Annotated in this window: 16 protein-coding genes; 9 read left to right on the top strand and 7 right to left on the bottom strand. The window is 43.4% G+C overall.

What is annotated here, in order from left to right:
• Window positions 1-2: 2 nt before the first annotated feature.
• The gene (gene gcvPB, locus NF859_RS04940; RefSeq protein ID WP_252743273.1) at window positions 3-1502 is read right to left on the bottom strand and encodes an aminomethyl-transferring glycine dehydrogenase subunit GcvPB; all 1500 of its coding nucleotides are present in this window, start codon (window positions 1500-1502) and stop codon (window positions 3-5) included.
• Window positions 1503-1512: 10 nt separating this feature from the next.
• Window positions 1513-2868, bottom strand: coding sequence for an aminomethyl-transferring glycine dehydrogenase subunit GcvPA (gcvPA, locus tag NF859_RS04935; RefSeq protein WP_252743272.1), 1356 nt, complete (start codon window positions 2866-2868; stop codon window positions 1513-1515).
• Between the two features lie 128 nt (window positions 2869-2996).
• On the opposite strand from gcvPA, the gene NF859_RS04930 reads away from it, so the two are divergent.
• Window positions 2997-3665: an HAD family hydrolase gene (locus NF859_RS04930; protein WP_252743271.1), complete on the top strand. Its 669-nt coding sequence runs from the start codon at window positions 2997-2999 to the stop codon at window positions 3663-3665.
• Here NF859_RS04930 and NF859_RS04925 read toward each other — a convergent pair.
• Window positions 3662-3940 (bottom strand): hypothetical protein, encoded by a 279-nt coding sequence (locus NF859_RS04925; RefSeq protein ID WP_252743270.1) that lies wholly within the window; start codon window positions 3938-3940, stop codon window positions 3662-3664. The genes NF859_RS04930 and NF859_RS04925 overlap by 4 nt on opposite strands.
• Before the next feature lie 98 nt (window positions 3941-4038).
• On the opposite strand from NF859_RS04925, the gene NF859_RS04920 reads away from it, so the two are divergent.
• The 8 genes from NF859_RS04920 (at window position 4039) to NF859_RS04885 (ending at window position 10749) form a co-directional block, all read left to right on the top strand.
• Window positions 4039-4716 carry a metallophosphoesterase gene (locus tag NF859_RS04920; protein WP_252743269.1) on the top strand — a complete coding sequence of 226 codons (678 nt, stop codon included), beginning with the start codon at window positions 4039-4041 and terminating at the stop codon, window positions 4714-4716.
• Window positions 4717-4763: 47 nt separating this feature from the next.
• The gene (locus NF859_RS04915; RefSeq protein ID WP_252743268.1) at window positions 4764-5462 is read left to right on the top strand and encodes a PrsW family intramembrane metalloprotease; all 699 of its coding nucleotides are present in this window, start codon (window positions 4764-4766) and stop codon (window positions 5460-5462) included.
• 4 nt (window positions 5463-5466) lie between these two features.
• A complete protein-coding gene (locus NF859_RS04910; protein WP_252743267.1) occupies window positions 5467-5673 on the top strand; it encodes a hypothetical protein in 207 nt (68 codons plus the stop codon).
• Between the two features lie 316 nt (window positions 5674-5989).
• Window positions 5990-7729, top strand: a complete 1740-nt coding sequence (locus NF859_RS04905; protein ID WP_252743266.1) for an OPT family oligopeptide transporter — start codon at window positions 5990-5992, stop codon at window positions 7727-7729.
• A gap of 10 nt (window positions 7730-7739) precedes the next feature.
• Entirely contained in the window at window positions 7740-8258 is a 519-nt protein-coding gene (locus NF859_RS04900) for a cell division protein (RefSeq protein WP_252743265.1), read from the top strand.
• A 77-nt stretch (window positions 8259-8335) separates the two neighbouring features.
• Window positions 8336-9223, top strand: a complete 888-nt coding sequence (locus tag NF859_RS04895) for a hypothetical protein (protein WP_252743264.1) — start codon at window positions 8336-8338, stop codon at window positions 9221-9223.
• A 72-nt stretch (window positions 9224-9295) separates the two neighbouring features.
• Window positions 9296-10099: a hypothetical protein gene (locus NF859_RS04890; protein WP_252743263.1), complete on the top strand. Its 804-nt coding sequence runs from the start codon at window positions 9296-9298 to the stop codon at window positions 10097-10099.
• Window positions 10096-10749, top strand: a complete 654-nt coding sequence (locus NF859_RS04885; protein ID WP_252743262.1) for a hypothetical protein — start codon at window positions 10096-10098, stop codon at window positions 10747-10749. The genes NF859_RS04890 and NF859_RS04885 overlap by 4 nt, the downstream gene beginning before the upstream one ends.
• 5 nt (window positions 10750-10754) lie before the next feature.
• Here the strand turns inward: NF859_RS04885 and NF859_RS04880 are convergent, their stop codons facing one another.
• The 4 genes from NF859_RS04880 to glpK form a co-directional block, all read right to left on the bottom strand.
• Complete coding sequence (locus NF859_RS04880) at window positions 10755-11084, bottom strand: DUF1667 domain-containing protein (protein ID WP_289846432.1); 330 nt, start codon at window positions 11082-11084, stop codon at window positions 10755-10757.
• Window positions 11085-11106: 22 nt separating this feature from the next.
• Window positions 11107-12348: an NAD(P)/FAD-dependent oxidoreductase gene (locus NF859_RS04875; RefSeq protein WP_252743516.1), complete on the bottom strand. Its 1242-nt coding sequence runs from the start codon at window positions 12346-12348 to the stop codon at window positions 11107-11109.
• Window positions 12348-13838 (bottom strand): NAD(P)/FAD-dependent oxidoreductase, encoded by a 1491-nt coding sequence (locus NF859_RS04870; protein WP_252743260.1) that lies wholly within the window; start codon window positions 13836-13838, stop codon window positions 12348-12350. The genes NF859_RS04875 and NF859_RS04870 overlap by 1 nt, the downstream gene beginning before the upstream one ends.
• A gap of 156 nt (window positions 13839-13994) precedes the next feature.
• Window positions 13995-15479, bottom strand: a complete 1485-nt coding sequence (gene glpK, locus NF859_RS04865; protein ID WP_252743259.1) for a glycerol kinase GlpK — start codon at window positions 15477-15479, stop codon at window positions 13995-13997.
• Window positions 15480-15483: the final 4 nt, after the last annotated feature.

Here is a 15483-nt window from a genome sequence, read left to right as displayed (position 1 = left end):
ACTCAGTAGTCAACTTCCCCTTTTTCCTTAAGCTCTTTGTACATTCTCCACGTTATAACTGGCTTTTTAGCTGCGAGCACATCGTCAACTCTTCTAATTGCCGTGTTGTGTGGAGCACTCTTGACGATTTCTGGGTTTGTATATGCTTCCTCGCTGATCTTCTTGAGTGCTTTAACATATGCATCTAATTCCTCTTTGCTGACAGTTTCTGTTGGCTCGATCATCAATGCTTCATGCACTATGAGTGGGAAGTAAATCGTCGGTGCATGCAGTCCAAAGTCGAGCAATCTCTTAGCAACGTCTAAGGCCTTTACACCTGTTTCCTTCCTCATAGGTTCCGCTGAAAATACCACCTCGTGCTTCCTAAGTTCTTTGTGAGGTAGCTCATATCCTCTTGTACCCTTTAGTTTTTGTGTGAGGTAGTTGGCATTCAACACGGCAACCTCGGCGACTTCCCTAAGTCCTTCTCTTCCCATCATCTTAAGGTATGTGAGCGCTCTAACAAGTACTGCGAAGTTTCCATAGAACTCCTTAACTTTCCCAATGCTCTTTGGTAGATCGTAGTTTAGATAGTATCTTTCTCCGTCGAATTCCACTAATGGCACTGGTAAATAGTCTACGAGGTGCTCTTTTACACCGACAGGCCCTGCTCCGGGGCCGCCACCTCCGTGAGGCGTTGAAAACGTCTTGTGAAGGTTTATGTGAACAACATCAAAGCCCATATCTCCTGGTCTTATCTTTCCGAGAATTCCGTTCAAGTTTGCGCCATCATAGTACAGTAATCCTCCAGCTTTGTGGACTATCTTTGCTATCTCCAAAATGTCCTCCTCGAAAATTCCCAAAGTATTGGGATTTGTGAGCATTATTCCTGCCGTCCTCTCGCTTACAGCATTTTCTAAAGCCTCTAAGTCTACCATGCCCTGTTCGTTTGAGGGTATCTCAATGACTTTAAAGCCAGCCATCGCTGCTGAGGCTGGATTTGTACCGTGAGCTGAATCGGGAACAAGCATTTCAGTCCTTTGGGTCTCTCCGCGGTCGAGATGATAGGCACGAATTATCATGACTCCCGTGAACTCACCATTAGCACCGGCAGCCGGCTGAAGGGTGAAGCGATCCATTCCAGTGATTTCTTTAAGCCACTGCTCGAGCTCCCACATTATCTGCAGGGCACCTTGAACAGTTCTTTCATCTTGGTAGGGATGTATGAAGGCCACTTTAGGATGGTTGGCAAATTCCTCGTTTATTTTGGGGTTATATTTCATAGTACAAGAGCCGAGTGGGTATATGCCGGAATCCACGCCATAGTTCATCTCGCTTAGTCTTGTATAGTGTTTGACTATCTCCGGTTCACTAAGCTCCGGAAGCTCAAGGCTTTTCCTCTTTAAGCCTTCTGGAATTTGAACATCAACATCCTCAATAGGTTCTGGAAGAGTAAAGCCGATTCTTCCAGGCTTTGAGAGTTCAAAAATTAGAGGTTCATCCCATTTAGCTTGCCTGAACATCTTTATCACCTCACAGCTCCGCCTCGTTTATTATCTCTCTAACATTCTCTATGAGTGCATCTATCCATTCTCTCCTGGTTGTTTCAGTCACTGCCAATAGGACACTCTCGCCGAGCTCCGGGAAGTGTGGTTTTAGGTAGAAACCACCGTGTATTCCTTTTTCGAGGAGTCTCTCATGGATAACCGAGTAGGGAATCTCGAATTTAGCTGGAACATCCTTGAAGTTGATTGCATCAAACGGTATTTCAGCGACTTCACTTAATCTCTTCTTGAAATACGCCGTGTTCTTCAGGATTATTTCTCCAAGCTTCTGCAGTCCCTTTGGCCCAAGGGAAGCTAGGTGAATTGCAGCTGCAACTGCTACAAGGGCCTCATTTGAACAAATGTTTGATGTTGCCTTTGCCCTCCTTATGTGCTGTTCCCTTGTTTGAAGTGTCATGACAAAAGCCCTTTTGCCTTCTGCATCTTTCGTCATTCCAATAATTCTTCCTGGCATCTGTCTTACGAGGGCTCTTTCATTTTTAGTGGCGAATATACCCGCTCTTGGGCCTCCGAAGTTTAATGCACTTCCGAGGAAAGACGCCTCACCAACCACAATGTCAGCTCCTAAGTTACCTGGTGCTTCTATTACTCCCAAAATCGTTGGGTCTACTCCTACAACAAATAGGGCGTCGTTTTCATGAGCAATCTCTCCAATTTCTTTTACCTGTTCTTCGATTATTCCAAAGAAGTTGGGAAGCTCAACGTAAACTCCGGCGGCATCTTTTACCTTTTCCTTCAGATCCTCAAGATCAATCTGTCCCTTTTCATTCCATTTTACGTATTTTATCTCCATGTCCGCTCCTTCTACAAAGGTCTTGAGAACCTTATTTCTTTCCGGATGAAGATGCTTTGGAACCACGAATTTGTTCTTTTTCTTAACCCTTGCTGCCATTCTTGCCGCTTCACCGAGTGCAGTTCCCCAGTCATACATCGAGGCATTTACAATCTCCAGTCCTACCAGCTCTCCGATCAAACTCTGGTACTCAAAAAGTGCCTGCAGCATTCCCTGGCTTATCTCCGCTTGATAGGGGGTATAGGAAGTTATGAATTCGCTCCTCTCTATGAGGTACTTTACATGAGCTGGTACATAGTGGAAGTAAGCCCCAGCACCAAGAAAAGTTGGCATCTCAAGGACAGTCTTGTTTTTGCTGAGAATCTCGTTCATCTCAAGGAAAACTTCATATTCGCTCTTGCCTTCTGGAAGATTAAATTCCTTGACAAAGCCTTTCGGAACATCAGAGAAGAGATCTTCAATGCTCTTAAAGCCAATCTCTCTAAGCATTTCCTCCTTGTGTGCCGAGTTTGGAATGTAGTGTTTACCCATGTTCACCACCTTTTTGAAATTATCATCTGAATATTTTGTTTCACTAAAATATATGCTTTGTGGAGGGCAAAACTTAAAGGGAATAGTATTCATTGAGCTAGTGGCAGAATAACAAGGGGGATTCAATAATGATAATAGCTTTCGACTTTGATGGAACGCTTGTAGACAGCTACTCAGTCATAGAGGAGGCATTTAGAAGGGCGTTAAAAAAACATTTCCCTTGGCTCCCTTTTAAAGGGATACTCGCTAAAATTCTCACTAAGATAGAGCTTTACTTTGAAAGACCTAAATTTGGAAAGCATACAGGCAAAATAAAACAGCCGAGGTTTTTCAAGACCAAATTCGCTCGTACATGGTTTGAGGAGAGGGCAAAGCTTTCAAAACCAATTGACGATTCAAAAGAACTTCTGAAAAAGCTTAAAGAAGAGGGGCATATAGTGATATCCTTTTCTGCGGAGGATTTTTTAGATGGCATGAAGGAATACAGACTGAAAATAGGGGGCTTTTACGAACTTTTTGATGACGTGATAATTTTTGGAAGGGAGATGACGCTCTGCGAGGCATTTCAGCTTGTCAGGGAGAAGTATGGAAACGAAATTTTTGTATGGGTTGATGATAAACCATGGCGCTTTATTGGAAGGGGAGACGAGAACACGGAGTACGTTTGGTACTATTTCCCTCCAACGGCAAAATACGTTACCAAAGAAATCTTAGACCAAATTCCGCACCTTCACGTTATCCAGGACCTATGGAGCATTTTTGATGTAATAGAGAGAATAAAAAGCGAGAGAAGCTAATCCCCGCTTATATATTCTAGGGTATCATCAATGAATTCGTTAAGATCTTCATCACTCACTTCTTCAATTCTGAGCTCAAAGATTTTTCCAAGTGCCCATCTTACCGCTATATTTCCTCTGTCACTCTCGACTATAACAAGACCAAATGGCATGTCTCCTGCCCAATGATGTTTGGAAAACTTTATCTTAAAGCCCCTTCGCTCCAGTTCTTCTAATATTCTGGTATAGGTCTCGTAAGGGGCTAAATCTGTCTTTGCAAATCCTATATAAGCCATACTATCACCAGCTTTAGCTCTCAGCTCAAATTTAAATATTTTTCGGTTAGCCTAACAAAATTCAATATGTTTAAAAATTCTGAGGAGTAGTTCCAACCATGTATAAGCTCCTTCCCCAGAAGGCAATTAAAATTAAAAATTCCATCATAATAGCGGATCTACACATTGGGTATGAAGAAAGCATGGCAAAAGAAGGCATCTATCTTCCAAAAGCCTTCAGACAGATGGTTGATTCCGCTGTTGCCCTTCTCAAAGAAGAACGACCAAAACGATTGATAATAGACGGCGACCTCAAGCATTCGTTCATTCCCCTCAAGCGAGAAAAGCTTGAACTCAAGGCGTTTTTTGAGAAGATAACTCCTCTTGTAGAGGAGATAGTCGTTGTAAGGGGTAACCATGACGTAGGGATAAGCTGGATCAGGGAACTTGGTGTAGAGGTGGTTGATGAGCTTGAAATCGGGAAGTGGAAAATAGTTCACGGTCACAAGCTTGTCGAGGGGGAGAAGTTTATAATCGGTCATGAGCACCCTGCAATAAGGCTTAGGGATGAAGTCGGAGCATTAATAAAAGTTCCGATATTTTTAGTGGGTGAGCCTCTAATAGTGCTCCCAGCTTTTTCTCCATGGGCATATGGAAACGATATTCTCAGGGAAATCGTTTCTCCCTTTCTTAGAGATGTCAATCTTTTCAACTTTAAGGTTCTTGTCCCCCTGGACAAAGAACTCCTGGACTTTGGAAAGCTTGGAGACCTAATCAGAGCACTCCAAAGAATTTGACCGCAAGGATTAAAATCAAAAAGAACTAAATTTCTTCTGGTGATGATATGGATGTATTGAGTGCTATAATATTCTTCGCCTATGCACCAGCTTTGGCACTGCTCTGGTATTTCTATCACGAGGATAAGTATGAACCCGAGCCAAAACGCTATGTTATGGCAACATTCATCTTGGGAGGCACTCTCTCTGTTGGCGTTGCAATGTTTTTAGAGGCATTTTTAGTACAAGGAGAGTTTGGATATGCCCTCTTACCAGCAACTGCATTTTATATGGCGCTTGTGGCCGGCATTGTGGAAGAACCGGCAAAAGCTCTAGCCATTAGGCTTCCATTTAAGGCAGGACAAATGGACGGAATAATGGATGGCGTGGTTTACGGTGTTGCAGCGGGATTGGGATTTGCAGCTACCGAGAATTTCTTGTACGGGATTGGCTTTGGGGTTGGGACTACCATTGTGAGGGCTTTCTTAACACCTTTCGCCCACGCAACCTGGAGTGCAATAGTTGGCGTTGGATACGGGTTGAAGGCGGAGGGGAAAATCCAAAGCCTTTCAAGCTATTTTGCCCTTGCAATACTGCTCCACTTTCTGTGGGACTATTTTGCATTTCTAAGCCTTGCAATCCCCTCGTATTACATCTTCACGATATTGCTGATTTTTATTAACATAGCCCTCATTAGGTATTTTATAATGCTTGGACAAAGGGAAGACCTCGAAAGAGCGTGGTGGTACTGGTTCGTTAGGAGGTGAAGGCATGAAGGAAAAAATAGAGAGAGCCCTCTTTGAGGTGAGGCCATATATTGAGTACTACGAGGAGCTAAAGAGAAAAGTTGAAGAGATAAGTTCAAAAGCCCAAGATGAAGTCTCTTTTGTAGAATCTTTGGAAGAAGAGATAAGGAATGCTCAAGAGCCCTTTAAAACAGACCTAAGGATATTTCTTCAAAAGTTTAGTTCTCTCTGAGGAAGCGCTCCTAATAATTTTCGGAATTTTCTGTTTTATTTGAAAATTTTTCTGAAATAACGGCAATTCTTGACCATCCATGTTTTATGAAGATACATTCATGAATTCCTTCCTTGCGTCTTGTGCTCTTTACATGTCTTATGATAAAAGTGCAACATAGTTGCTTTTTTGTAAGTTATATTGGTTTATAATTCTCGTTAACGGATATAATCGATCTAGAAAACTTTATATGTGCAAAAAAAGGCAGAATGTCTTGCTTTTGTATTCCTGGTATATAGAATAGACCACATGTACAAAAACGTACGGAGGGTTGAAAATGGAAAGGTATGTCGGGCAGAGCGTTACAAAGAGGGAAGAAAGCTATAGAGAAGTAACACCAGTTGCCATAATCTTAGGGGTTCTCTGGGGAGCATTTATGGCTGCAAGCTTTACCTACGCCGGAATGATTATGGGTTTCACCTCTGGAGGCTCTGCAATAGCGGCAATTGTTGGTTGGGGCATTCTTAGAGGACTACTCAAGAAGGGCACGGTCGTTGAAAATAATATAGTCCAGACAATTGCTTCAGCAGTAAATATCTCCGTCTCTGGTGTCATATTCACAATACCGGCACTTTACATAATGGGCCTTCACCAGGAGATAAACACCTTGTACTTCTTCCTGGCAACAGCCGCTGGAGCAATTTTGGGTATAACATTCATAATTCCACTCAGGAAGCAAATGATCGAGATAGACAGACTTAGATTTCCAACAGGTACTGCAGTGGCTACAATACTCAAAACTCCCGGTAGCGGTATAGAGAAGGCAAGATTGCTGTTCTTTGGTATGATTATCAGTGCCCTAGTTTATCTCATTCAACAGTTCCCTCTATTTGGACTACCACACATAATACCCGAGGTCGTTGACCTTGGCTCGGTGCTCCACCTTCCAGAATGGATTAACCTAACTATAGCCCTCTCACTCATGGTATTTGGTATGGGTTTAATCACTGGAAGGAACGGTCTGATAGTTCTTGCTGGTGGTATACTCTCCTACTATATCATAACCCCAGTGGTTAAAGCCCTTGGATGGATTCCAGCTGACGTTCAGGGTAGTGCTATAAGCGGCTACGTTTATGGAACTATGACAAGACCCCTTGGTATAGGAATGCTTCTTGGCGGTTCAATAGCAGGACTGATACTCTCACTTCCGGTAATTGCTGTTGCAATGAAGAGCCTTGCACAGGCGAGCAGAGTGAAAGACAAAAATGGAAATAGTGAGGAGCTTCCAATATACTATCTAATTGGTGGAGCAATTTTGGCATTTGCTTTGCTCTTAATAACAGCATACAAGCTTGGAGGCCTTGGACTTGGTAGGAGCCTCCTCACAGCTCTCATCGGTGTTGCATGGATTTTTATAGCCTCACTTCTCGTAGCAATGTCCACCGGAATGACTGATTGGAGTCCAGTATCGGGTCTTTCCTTAGTCTCGGTTATGATACTTCTCTATTTGACCCACAAGAACGTGCCGCTCACCATACTAATGGGAGCAACTGTTGGTGTTGCCATTTCAGGTGCTGCAGATATGATGCAAGACCTCAAGACTGGTCATATGGTGGGTGCTATTCCATCAAGACAGCAAAAGGTTGAGCTCTTAACTGCCTGGCTCGGCCCAATAATCGCTCTAACAGTTGTTGGCCTTATATGGAATGCCTATGGAATTGGAAACGACAAAGTTCCAGCACCTCAGGCAATGGCCCTCAAATCAATGGTAGATGCAGTGCTCGGTGGAAATGTTCCAATAGACAAGTTCATAGCGGGAGGATTACTTGGCTTTGTCCTTTCACTCAGTGGAATCCCAGGACTTGGTGTTCTTGTGGGACTTTCAATGTACCTTCCAATGCTTTACATCATTCCCTATGGAATTGGATGTATTGTAAATGAGATTGCAAAGAGGAAGAAGGGCTATGAGTTCATAGTTGAAAAAGTGCTCCCATTTGCTGCTGGATTAATGGTTGGAGAAGCCGCTATGACCCTACTCTTCGCAGTGCTCACAGTTGCTGAGGTATTACAACCATGAGGTGATGAACATGAAGAAGCTAGTTGGGAATGTTATGCTCACAGCCGGTTTAATCACAGGAGCTATAGCTTCCGCCAGAAATCCACCACTCTGGTTTGCAGTTGGTGGGGCATTATTTATCATGGGTGCTGGGATAGTCCTTAGAAGACAGGGAGAGAAGGAAGAACTTCACAGAAACATTACTAAAGGAGAAGGGGGAGAAGTAGAGCTTAAGAAGGTTTTAGAAAACGCACTTACAGAGATAGAAACAGTGATGAAGGAGAAAGAGACAGACCTCAAAAAAGCCAGGAAGAGACTAGGAAAAGTGCTAGAGACGTTGGAAACATTTGCGGAAAAAGCCCAGCCGCTTAGGATAAAAGGAATCAAGTTCTATGGAGAAATCATGACAAGTTTTAGCAAAGCCGAAAGACATCTAAACAGAGCCTGGAGTGCCTATGCAGATGGATACATTAGAGAAGGAGATACCTACTTAGAGTCTGGATATGCCCAGCTGAGGGAGACTTCAAAACTCTTAAAATCCAAGAACTGACTTTTTTTCTTTTTTATTTTTATTATAGTGGAAAAAAGATAAATACTCAAAAAACCAAGATAATTTTGGTGAACAAAATGAAGAAGTTCCTTGCTTTAATGTTGGTTCTCCTCATAAGTGTTAGTATTTCCGCATGTGTTTCAAAGGAGAGTTCTACTTCTCCCACAAGCACACCATCTACATCAACAACCCAACAAAGCACGAGTGAAACCTCCGGCACCTCTAGTGTTCCATCAGAGACAACTGCGACTCAAACTCAAACTACAACTACTATAAACAAGGCAGATATAATCAACGCTATCGAAAAAGTCGAGAAATATGGGTTCACTGTCAAATATTCCACAATTCTGGAGGGGAATACTCAAATAACTTCAAGAGGAGGATTTGACTATAGCAAAGGAGAAGCCTTTTGGGAGATTATCAGCAAAAGCGGAGATTTTATCACATATTCTAATGAAACCGTTTGGGATGACTCAGTTTATTACTCTGCTCTTGTTAAACAAGATAACGAGATAGTCCAAAAAGGAGAAGTAACCTCCACGATAGAAGATTACTTTGAAAAGGTCCTCAAAGGACATACAGAGATTGCAACGCCGGAAGAATTCAGGCAATGGCTTTTCAAAGGCCCCGATCCTATAAGGAACCCACTTTATTACGTTAGGGATCTCCTCACCAATGCAAACTCAGTTACGACGATCAAGGAAGGAAGTAATTACGTTGTAACGTTTACTTTCACAAAGGAGGAACGAACAAGCATTAATTCTGTGCAGAAAGTTATAGTGACTCAAGGAACGGGAAGATTGTGGCTCCAAAATAACTTGCCCACAAAAGGGGAAATAGAGATAACAAGAACAACAAGCTATGAAGGCTTAGAAGAAAGCACTACAACATCAAATGCTAGGATAGAATTTGAAATAGCCTACACTTACCAGTCTCCAGAGTGGGTTGCTGAAGTTACTGGATGATTTTTAAATTTTCCAATTTTTCTACCGAAAAATATATGTATTTTGAATACGTAATACATTTCGGTGAGAGGTTTGAAGAAATCGCTGGCTATCCTCTTAATCCTCTTTGTAGTAGTGAGCTCTTCTGCATGTATGCAAAAGGAACCGACGCCAGAGGCAATTATTAAGGAAATCGAAGACGTTGATAAGTATATGTACTCAGTGGATTATGTCGTTATAAGTAACTTCAGCAACACTACAATCCATTCTCGGGGTGGCTTTAACTATGACAGAGAGGAGGCATTCTGGGAGCTAACCACAATTCAGAACAACAATGAAGTTTCTTACTTAAATTGGACTCTTCTTGGAGATTTTATGTACTTTTCCTTTGCAATAGAAAGGAACAATAAAATAGTGCAAAGTAGCGAAGCAAACATGACAATTCAAGAGTACTTTGAAAAGCTGAAAAAAGGTCCGACATACATAGAAAGCCCAGAGGAGTTAAAATATGAGATATTAAAAGGTCCAAACCTTGCGAGAAACCCCCTCTATTCAATCCGAGACATGCTTCAGAATGCGACTAACTTTGAAATTGCAGAAGGAGATGGAGTTTACCTAGTTGTGTTTAACTTTTCCAAAACCTATGAATCCCCAATGCCAGAAAACGTCAGCCAGCACCTGCAGGATTATTTTGAAACTATAAGGTACGTGAGAACGGTAAAAGGCACTGCCAGACTGTGGATTAAAGATAACCTCCCTATAAAAGGCGAAGTTGAGGGGATTGAGATGTTCCACCTCCTAATAGAAAACGCAACCTCTACCAGAAGATTTTCAGCCAAGTTTGAGATAGAATACACCTACGAGAGACCTGAATGGATCAAAAAGGTGATTGAATGAAGAAACTAATTTTCCCTTTAGATGAAATGGTCGAAGCGATTAAAAAAGTTGGAGAATATCAATATCAAGTTTATATCTCAGAGATTGAGGATTCCAAGTTAATGTTTACCCGAGCTATAAGCGGAGGGATGAGCTTAGAGAGGAACGAAGGCTTTGAGGAGTGGAAAACCTACAGCCTAACCGGAGAGTTGAGAGAGATTTACAGAGTTGCTGTATTTGATGGAAAATACCACAGTTATAGATTTAGACGGGATGAAGAGAAAGTTCTTGAAAACGTAACTGAAGAGTATCCCCTCGAAGAGCTTGTATCTACAGAGAACACGACATCTTTTCTTAAGGACTACTTTGGCTGGCCACTCATGACCTTATCGGTTTTTCTTAAAAACGGAACCGCTGAATTTGTTGGAAGGAAGAATGAGTTCTACGTTTTTACCATCAGATACAACAGAAAAGAGCAAGACAAAGAGTACGTTTACATCTTGAACTCTACCGGAGAGCTGTGGGTAAATGGCACCCTCCCAGTGAGGTTCCTCGTTAATATAACCGCTACCACAATAGAAAGCAATTCAAATAGAACGAAAACAGCAATTTCCTTAGTTGAGTTGAACCTTTCCTATTCTTATTCAACTCCAGAATGGATTAAAAAATGAAGAGATCAAGCTGAATCGACTTTCCTGGTTGCGACTACCTTCACGTCTAAGTTTAGTGGTTTCTCTAAGATTACTTGACCAACCTCTACCGGTGCTTTAACCTCAATCTTTGCAAGCAGTTTCATGAGCTCGGGTATCTTGTCTTTGGGAACTGGCTTGTCAGTCTTAACACTCACCGTGGGCAGTTTGCCATCTTTAACCTTTATCACACTCATTACAACCCTTTTTGGGCTTATGACCTCTTCAATTGCCCACTCTTTTCCCCTAGGACATTTGTAGCCGCTTACTTCTTTAACTCTATCATTTTCGACTTCCACTTCAACTGTGCATCCCATGGGGCATACTATGCAGGTGAGCTTATACCTCACCCTTCCCCACCTCCATGGTTATCTCTTCCTCTGCTTTTTGTATTTCCTCGGCTTTGAGCTTTATTCTGAGCATCTCAGAGGGTTTAACCACCGGAAGTCTTAGTTCTTTTTCGATTTCTGGAAAAGTTACCCTAACGTTTTCCATTGGTCTGGAGACCCTTGCATAAATATAGACGTCCCTCTCTCCACTTATGTAATGTGGAGCCAAAATTCTGACATTTGAGCCTCTTTTCAGCTCTATCCACTTTCTTGAGAGGATGCCTTGGTTTTCGATGAACTCCTTGGCGCCTAAAGCTGCAAGTTCCCCTTGTTCCGCTACGTAATCCACGAGGTCGTTTATCAAGAGGGCATTTCCTGCCACAAATATTCCCGGGATGGTGGTTTCTAGGAATTCATTAACTATAGGTCCTCCGTTTAGAGGGTCTATTTGAGCCCCTATCTTTTTGAGAAGCTTTACGTTTGGTATTAGCCCTGCCGAAATAAGCAATGTATCGCATTCGATCCAGAATTCACTCCCGGGGATTTCTTTCAGGTTTTCATCGACTTTAACTACCTTTACTTTCTCCACTCTTTTCCTTCCTCTAACTTCCACGACCTTGTGACTCAAGTAAAGAGGAATTTCAAAGTCTCTGAGAATCATAACGTTCCTTGCAAGACCGCCGGGGTAGGGCATAAGCTCAATGACCGCCTTTACTTTTGCTCCTTCTAAGGCAAAGCGGCGCGCCATTATTAAGCCAACGTCACCAGAGCCAACTATAACCACTTCTTTTCCGGGCATTACTCCGTAAATGTCCATTAAAGTTTGAGCCTCTCCAGCCGTGTAAATGCCTGCAACTCTATCTCCCACAATGCCTATCTCGAAAGCGTGCCTTTCCCTTGCCCCAGCAGCATAAATTATTGTCTTTCCCCACACCTCCTTCACGCCTTCTGGAGAAGAAAAGACAACCTTCTTCTCCAAGTCGGAGTAGTTCTCAATCTCAAGAACGTATGCATTGGTATAGTGCTCTATGTTCAGTTCGTTTATCTCTCTGATAAACCTATGTGCAAATTCCGGCCCGGTAAGTTCCTCTTTGAAGTAGTGCAGTCCAAATCCGGGGTGTATGCATTGAGGCAAAATGCCTCCCAGGAACTCATTTTCATCTAACAGAAGAACTTTTAGGCCGAGCTTCTTTGCCTTAACTGCAGCGGCTAGACCCGCTGGACCTCCACCAATAATTATGGTGTCATAGATCACTCTACATCACCCCTGAGGAGAACCTTTACATCTCCGATACCAATCTCGCTTCCCTTTCCTTTGAGGGTCACGTTCCAAAGGTCTACTCCATATTCTCTAGCTAGTATTCTGGCTATTCTTACCCTGCAGAAGCTTCCCTGACATGTCCCGCTTGTGGCTTTTGTTCTTACTTTGATTGAGTCGATGCTGGGAGTTTTGACGCCTATAAGTTTCATTCTTTCAATAGCCTCCAGAATGTCCCCTTCACTCACGTGGTTGCACTTGCATACGATCTTTCCATAAGATGGATTTTGCTTCACGAGCTCATTTGCTTTTTCCTTGGAAAGCATGAAGAAGTGCGTTATGTCTTTGCGGTAGGGGTTCCACTTTTTCTTTTCAACTAACTTTATCCCGAGATCGCGCTTTATTATATCCCTGACCTCATATGCTATGGCAGGGGCACTTGTTAAGCCTGGAGAGCGGATGCCAGCAACGTTGATAAATCCCCAAACTTCCTTTTCCGCCCTTATGATGAAGTCCCCTCCTGTAGGTTCAGGCCTCAATCCGGCAAATGTCCTTATTACCTTGCTTCTTGGAGGTAAGTTGGGCCAGAGCTCCTTAGCTTTCTTCCAGACCTCTTCGAGTCCCTCCCTAGTTGTTGCTAGATTTTCCTTCTCTTCCTTTGGTAAATCTTGAGCATTCGGTCCTATCATCAGATGGCCGCTTATCTCCGTGGTAACAACTACACCCTTGCTCTTTGGCGTTGGTGTAGGGAAGAGAACCCTTCTTGGGCCGGGTATATCGTCATCAAAAATCCAGTATTCGCCTTTTCTTGGGTGAATCTCAAAGTCCTCTACTCCTACCATTCTGGAGATTTCATCCGCATACAGCCCTGCGGCATTTATGATTATATCCGCTTCAATGAAGCCGTTGTTAGTTTCAACTCCTTTCACTTCTCCTCCTTCAACTTTTATCCCTCTAACCTCTGTTTCCAGGTGAAGCTTCACTCCATTTGCCACGGCATTCTCTACTATTGCAATAACCGCTGGGATTGGGCCTATCTGACCAACTATAGGGACCCAAAGCCCACCAAGAGCCTCTGGATTCAGGTTAGGTTCCAGATGGAAAAGCTCTTCTTTGTCTACAATTCTCATCTCGGGAACTCCGTTTTTTCTCCCCCTCTCTAAGAGCTCCTCAAGTTCCTTGAAGTCTTCATCCCTTAGGGCAACTATCAGCGCACCATTCCAGATGTGAGGAATCTCAAGTTCTTTTACCCACTCATGCCAGAGGCGGTTACCCTTTATGCAAAGCTTTGCCCTCACGGGATATTTCTCTGGGTCATCATCGTAGCCGCCGTGTATCAAAGCGGTGTTTGCTTTGCTCACGCCCCATCCTACGTCGGCGTTCTTCTCAATCAGATGAACTTCCAGATTTTCGTATTTACTCAAAACACGTGCTATGCTCGCACCACTTATTCCGGCACCTATTATGGCAACTCTGGTCTTCATACTTCATCCCCCAATTTAGCTTAGGATAAGACTTTCACCATTTTAAAGCTTTCTCTGAGCTTTAGTCCAACTCAACGAAAAGGAAAGAACAGCTTTGGACATAAAAAGAGAGAACATGGATGAACATTGAATTAGTGGACATTTGTGATGAATAGCTTACTGAGTTTCAACAATCCTTGCCCATCCAAGTGCCCTCTTCACTGCCTCTTTCCAGCCCCTGTAGAGTTTTTCCCTTGTTTCTTCATCCATCTTTGGCTCAAAGACTTTTTCAGCCTTCCAGAGTTCCTTTATCTCCTCAAGGTCTTCCCAATAATCAACTGCCAAGCCGGCGAGGTATGCTGCTCCTAGTGCGGTGGTCTCCTTTACTACCGGCCTTATGACATTTTTATTGAGAATATCTGCTTGGAACTGCATGAGAAAGTTGTTGGATGTAGCTCCTCCGTCAACACGAAGCTCTTTAATCTGGACAAGCTTTTCCATCTCCTCGATAACGTCTCTCGTAAGATAAGCAATAGCTTCAAGAGTAGCTCTCGCTAAGTGTTCTCTCCCGGTACCACGAGTTATGCCTATTATTACACCCCTTGCAAACTGATCCCAATAAGGCGCTCCAAGACCAACAAAGGCCGGGACAAAGTAAACCCCCTCGTTGCTCTCAAGCTTCGTTGCCAGCTCTTCTGTCTCGGAAGCATGGTTGATTATCCTTATCCCGTCCCTAAGCCACTGTACCGCTGCTCCCGTCACAAAGATGCTACCCTCAAGAGCGTAGCTCACCTTTCCATTGAGACCCCAAGCAACAGTTGTGAGTAGATTGTCCGAGTAGAGTAGCATTTTTCCAGTGTTTACAAGTATGAAATTGCCCGTTCCATATGTTGCCTTGACCATTCCGGCTTCAAAGGCAGCCTGACCAAATAAAGCGGCTTGCTGATCTCCGGCATCTCCACTTACGGGAATCTCAGCACCGAAGAGTTCTTTTTTAGTGTAGCCGTAAATTTCGCTTGACTCTCTAACCTCTGGGAGAACGCTTTCCGGGATGTCAAAGAGCTCAAGGAGTTCCTCATCCCATTTGAGCTTTTTGATGTTGAAAAGCATCGTCCTTGAGGCGTTGGAATAATCCGTCACATGCTCACCTGTGAGGCGGTAGATGAGAAAAGTATCAACGGTTCCGAACTTAACCTCACCCTTCTCGGCTTTCTCTCTCAAACTTGGAACGTTGTCGAGGAGCCACTTGAGCTTTGAAGCGGAGAAATATGCATCAGGCACGAGACCGGTCTTTTCTTTTATTATCTCTCCGTACTCCCTCTTGATTTCCTCGACCATTTCAGCGGTTCTCCTGCACTGCCAGACTATCGCGTTGTAGAGAGGCTTTCCTTCTTTATCCCAAACGAGCGTTGTTTCGCGCTGATTGGTTACACCTATTGCCGCTATCTGGTTTGGCTCGATTTTTGCCCTCTCCAAGGCGGTCTTTATGGCCCTAAGCTGGGCATCCCATATCTCTTCCGGATTGTGCTCGACCCATCCCGGCTTCGGGTAGTGCTGGGGGAACTCGTACTGGCCAACGCCAAGAATGTTGCTTTCTCTATCGAAAACAATAGCCCTTGCCGAAGTAGTGCCTTCATCTAACGCAAGAACGAACTTCTCCATTTTC

Source organism: Thermococcus alcaliphilus, assembly GCF_024054535.1.
GTDB lineage: Archaea > Methanobacteriota_B > Thermococci > Thermococcales > Thermococcaceae > Thermococcus_A > Thermococcus_A alcaliphilus.
The sequence above is the reverse complement of the archived record's forward strand: the minus strand, read 5'-3'. Positions and strand labels throughout refer to the sequence as shown.

What these genes read in the sequence shown, in the direction of transcription:
- NF859_RS04885 (WP_252743262.1), top strand. Translation starts at nt 10,096, where the DNA reads ATGAAGAAACTAATTTTCCCTTTAGATGAAATGGTCGAAGCGATTAAA.
- gcvPA (WP_252743272.1), bottom strand. Translation starts at nt 2,868, where the DNA reads ATGGGTAAACACTACATTCCAAACTCGGCACACAAGGAGGAAATGCTT.
- NF859_RS04920 (WP_252743269.1), top strand. Translation starts at nt 4,039, where the DNA reads ATGTATAAGCTCCTTCCCCAGAAGGCAATTAAAATTAAAAATTCCATC.
- NF859_RS04930 (WP_252743271.1), top strand. Translation starts at nt 2,997, where the DNA reads ATGATAATAGCTTTCGACTTTGATGGAACGCTTGTAGACAGCTACTCA.
- NF859_RS04870 (WP_252743260.1), bottom strand. Translation starts at nt 13,838, where the DNA reads ATGAAGACCAGAGTTGCCATAATAGGTGCCGGAATAAGTGGTGCGAGC.
- NF859_RS04925 (WP_252743270.1), bottom strand. Translation starts at nt 3,940, where the DNA reads ATGGCTTATATAGGATTTGCAAAGACAGATTTAGCCCCTTACGAGACC.
- NF859_RS04880 (WP_289846432.1), bottom strand. Translation starts at nt 11,084, where the DNA reads ATGGGATGCACAGTTGAAGTGGAAGTCGAAAATGATAGAGTTAAAGAA.
- NF859_RS04900 (WP_252743265.1), top strand. Translation starts at nt 7,740, where the DNA reads ATGAAGAAGCTAGTTGGGAATGTTATGCTCACAGCCGGTTTAATCACA.
- NF859_RS04895 (WP_252743264.1), top strand. Translation starts at nt 8,336, where the DNA reads ATGAAGAAGTTCCTTGCTTTAATGTTGGTTCTCCTCATAAGTGTTAGT.
- NF859_RS04915 (WP_252743268.1), top strand. Translation starts at nt 4,764, where the DNA reads ATGGATGTATTGAGTGCTATAATATTCTTCGCCTATGCACCAGCTTTG.
- NF859_RS04905 (WP_252743266.1), top strand. Translation starts at nt 5,990, where the DNA reads ATGGAAAGGTATGTCGGGCAGAGCGTTACAAAGAGGGAAGAAAGCTAT.
- glpK (WP_252743259.1), bottom strand. Translation starts at nt 15,479, where the DNA reads ATGGAGAAGTTCGTTCTTGCGTTAGATGAAGGCACTACTTCGGCAAGG.
- NF859_RS04910 (WP_252743267.1), top strand. Translation starts at nt 5,467, where the DNA reads ATGAAGGAAAAAATAGAGAGAGCCCTCTTTGAGGTGAGGCCATATATT.
- gcvPB (WP_252743273.1), bottom strand. Translation starts at nt 1,502, where the DNA reads ATGTTCAGGCAAGCTAAATGGGATGAACCTCTAATTTTTGAACTCTCA.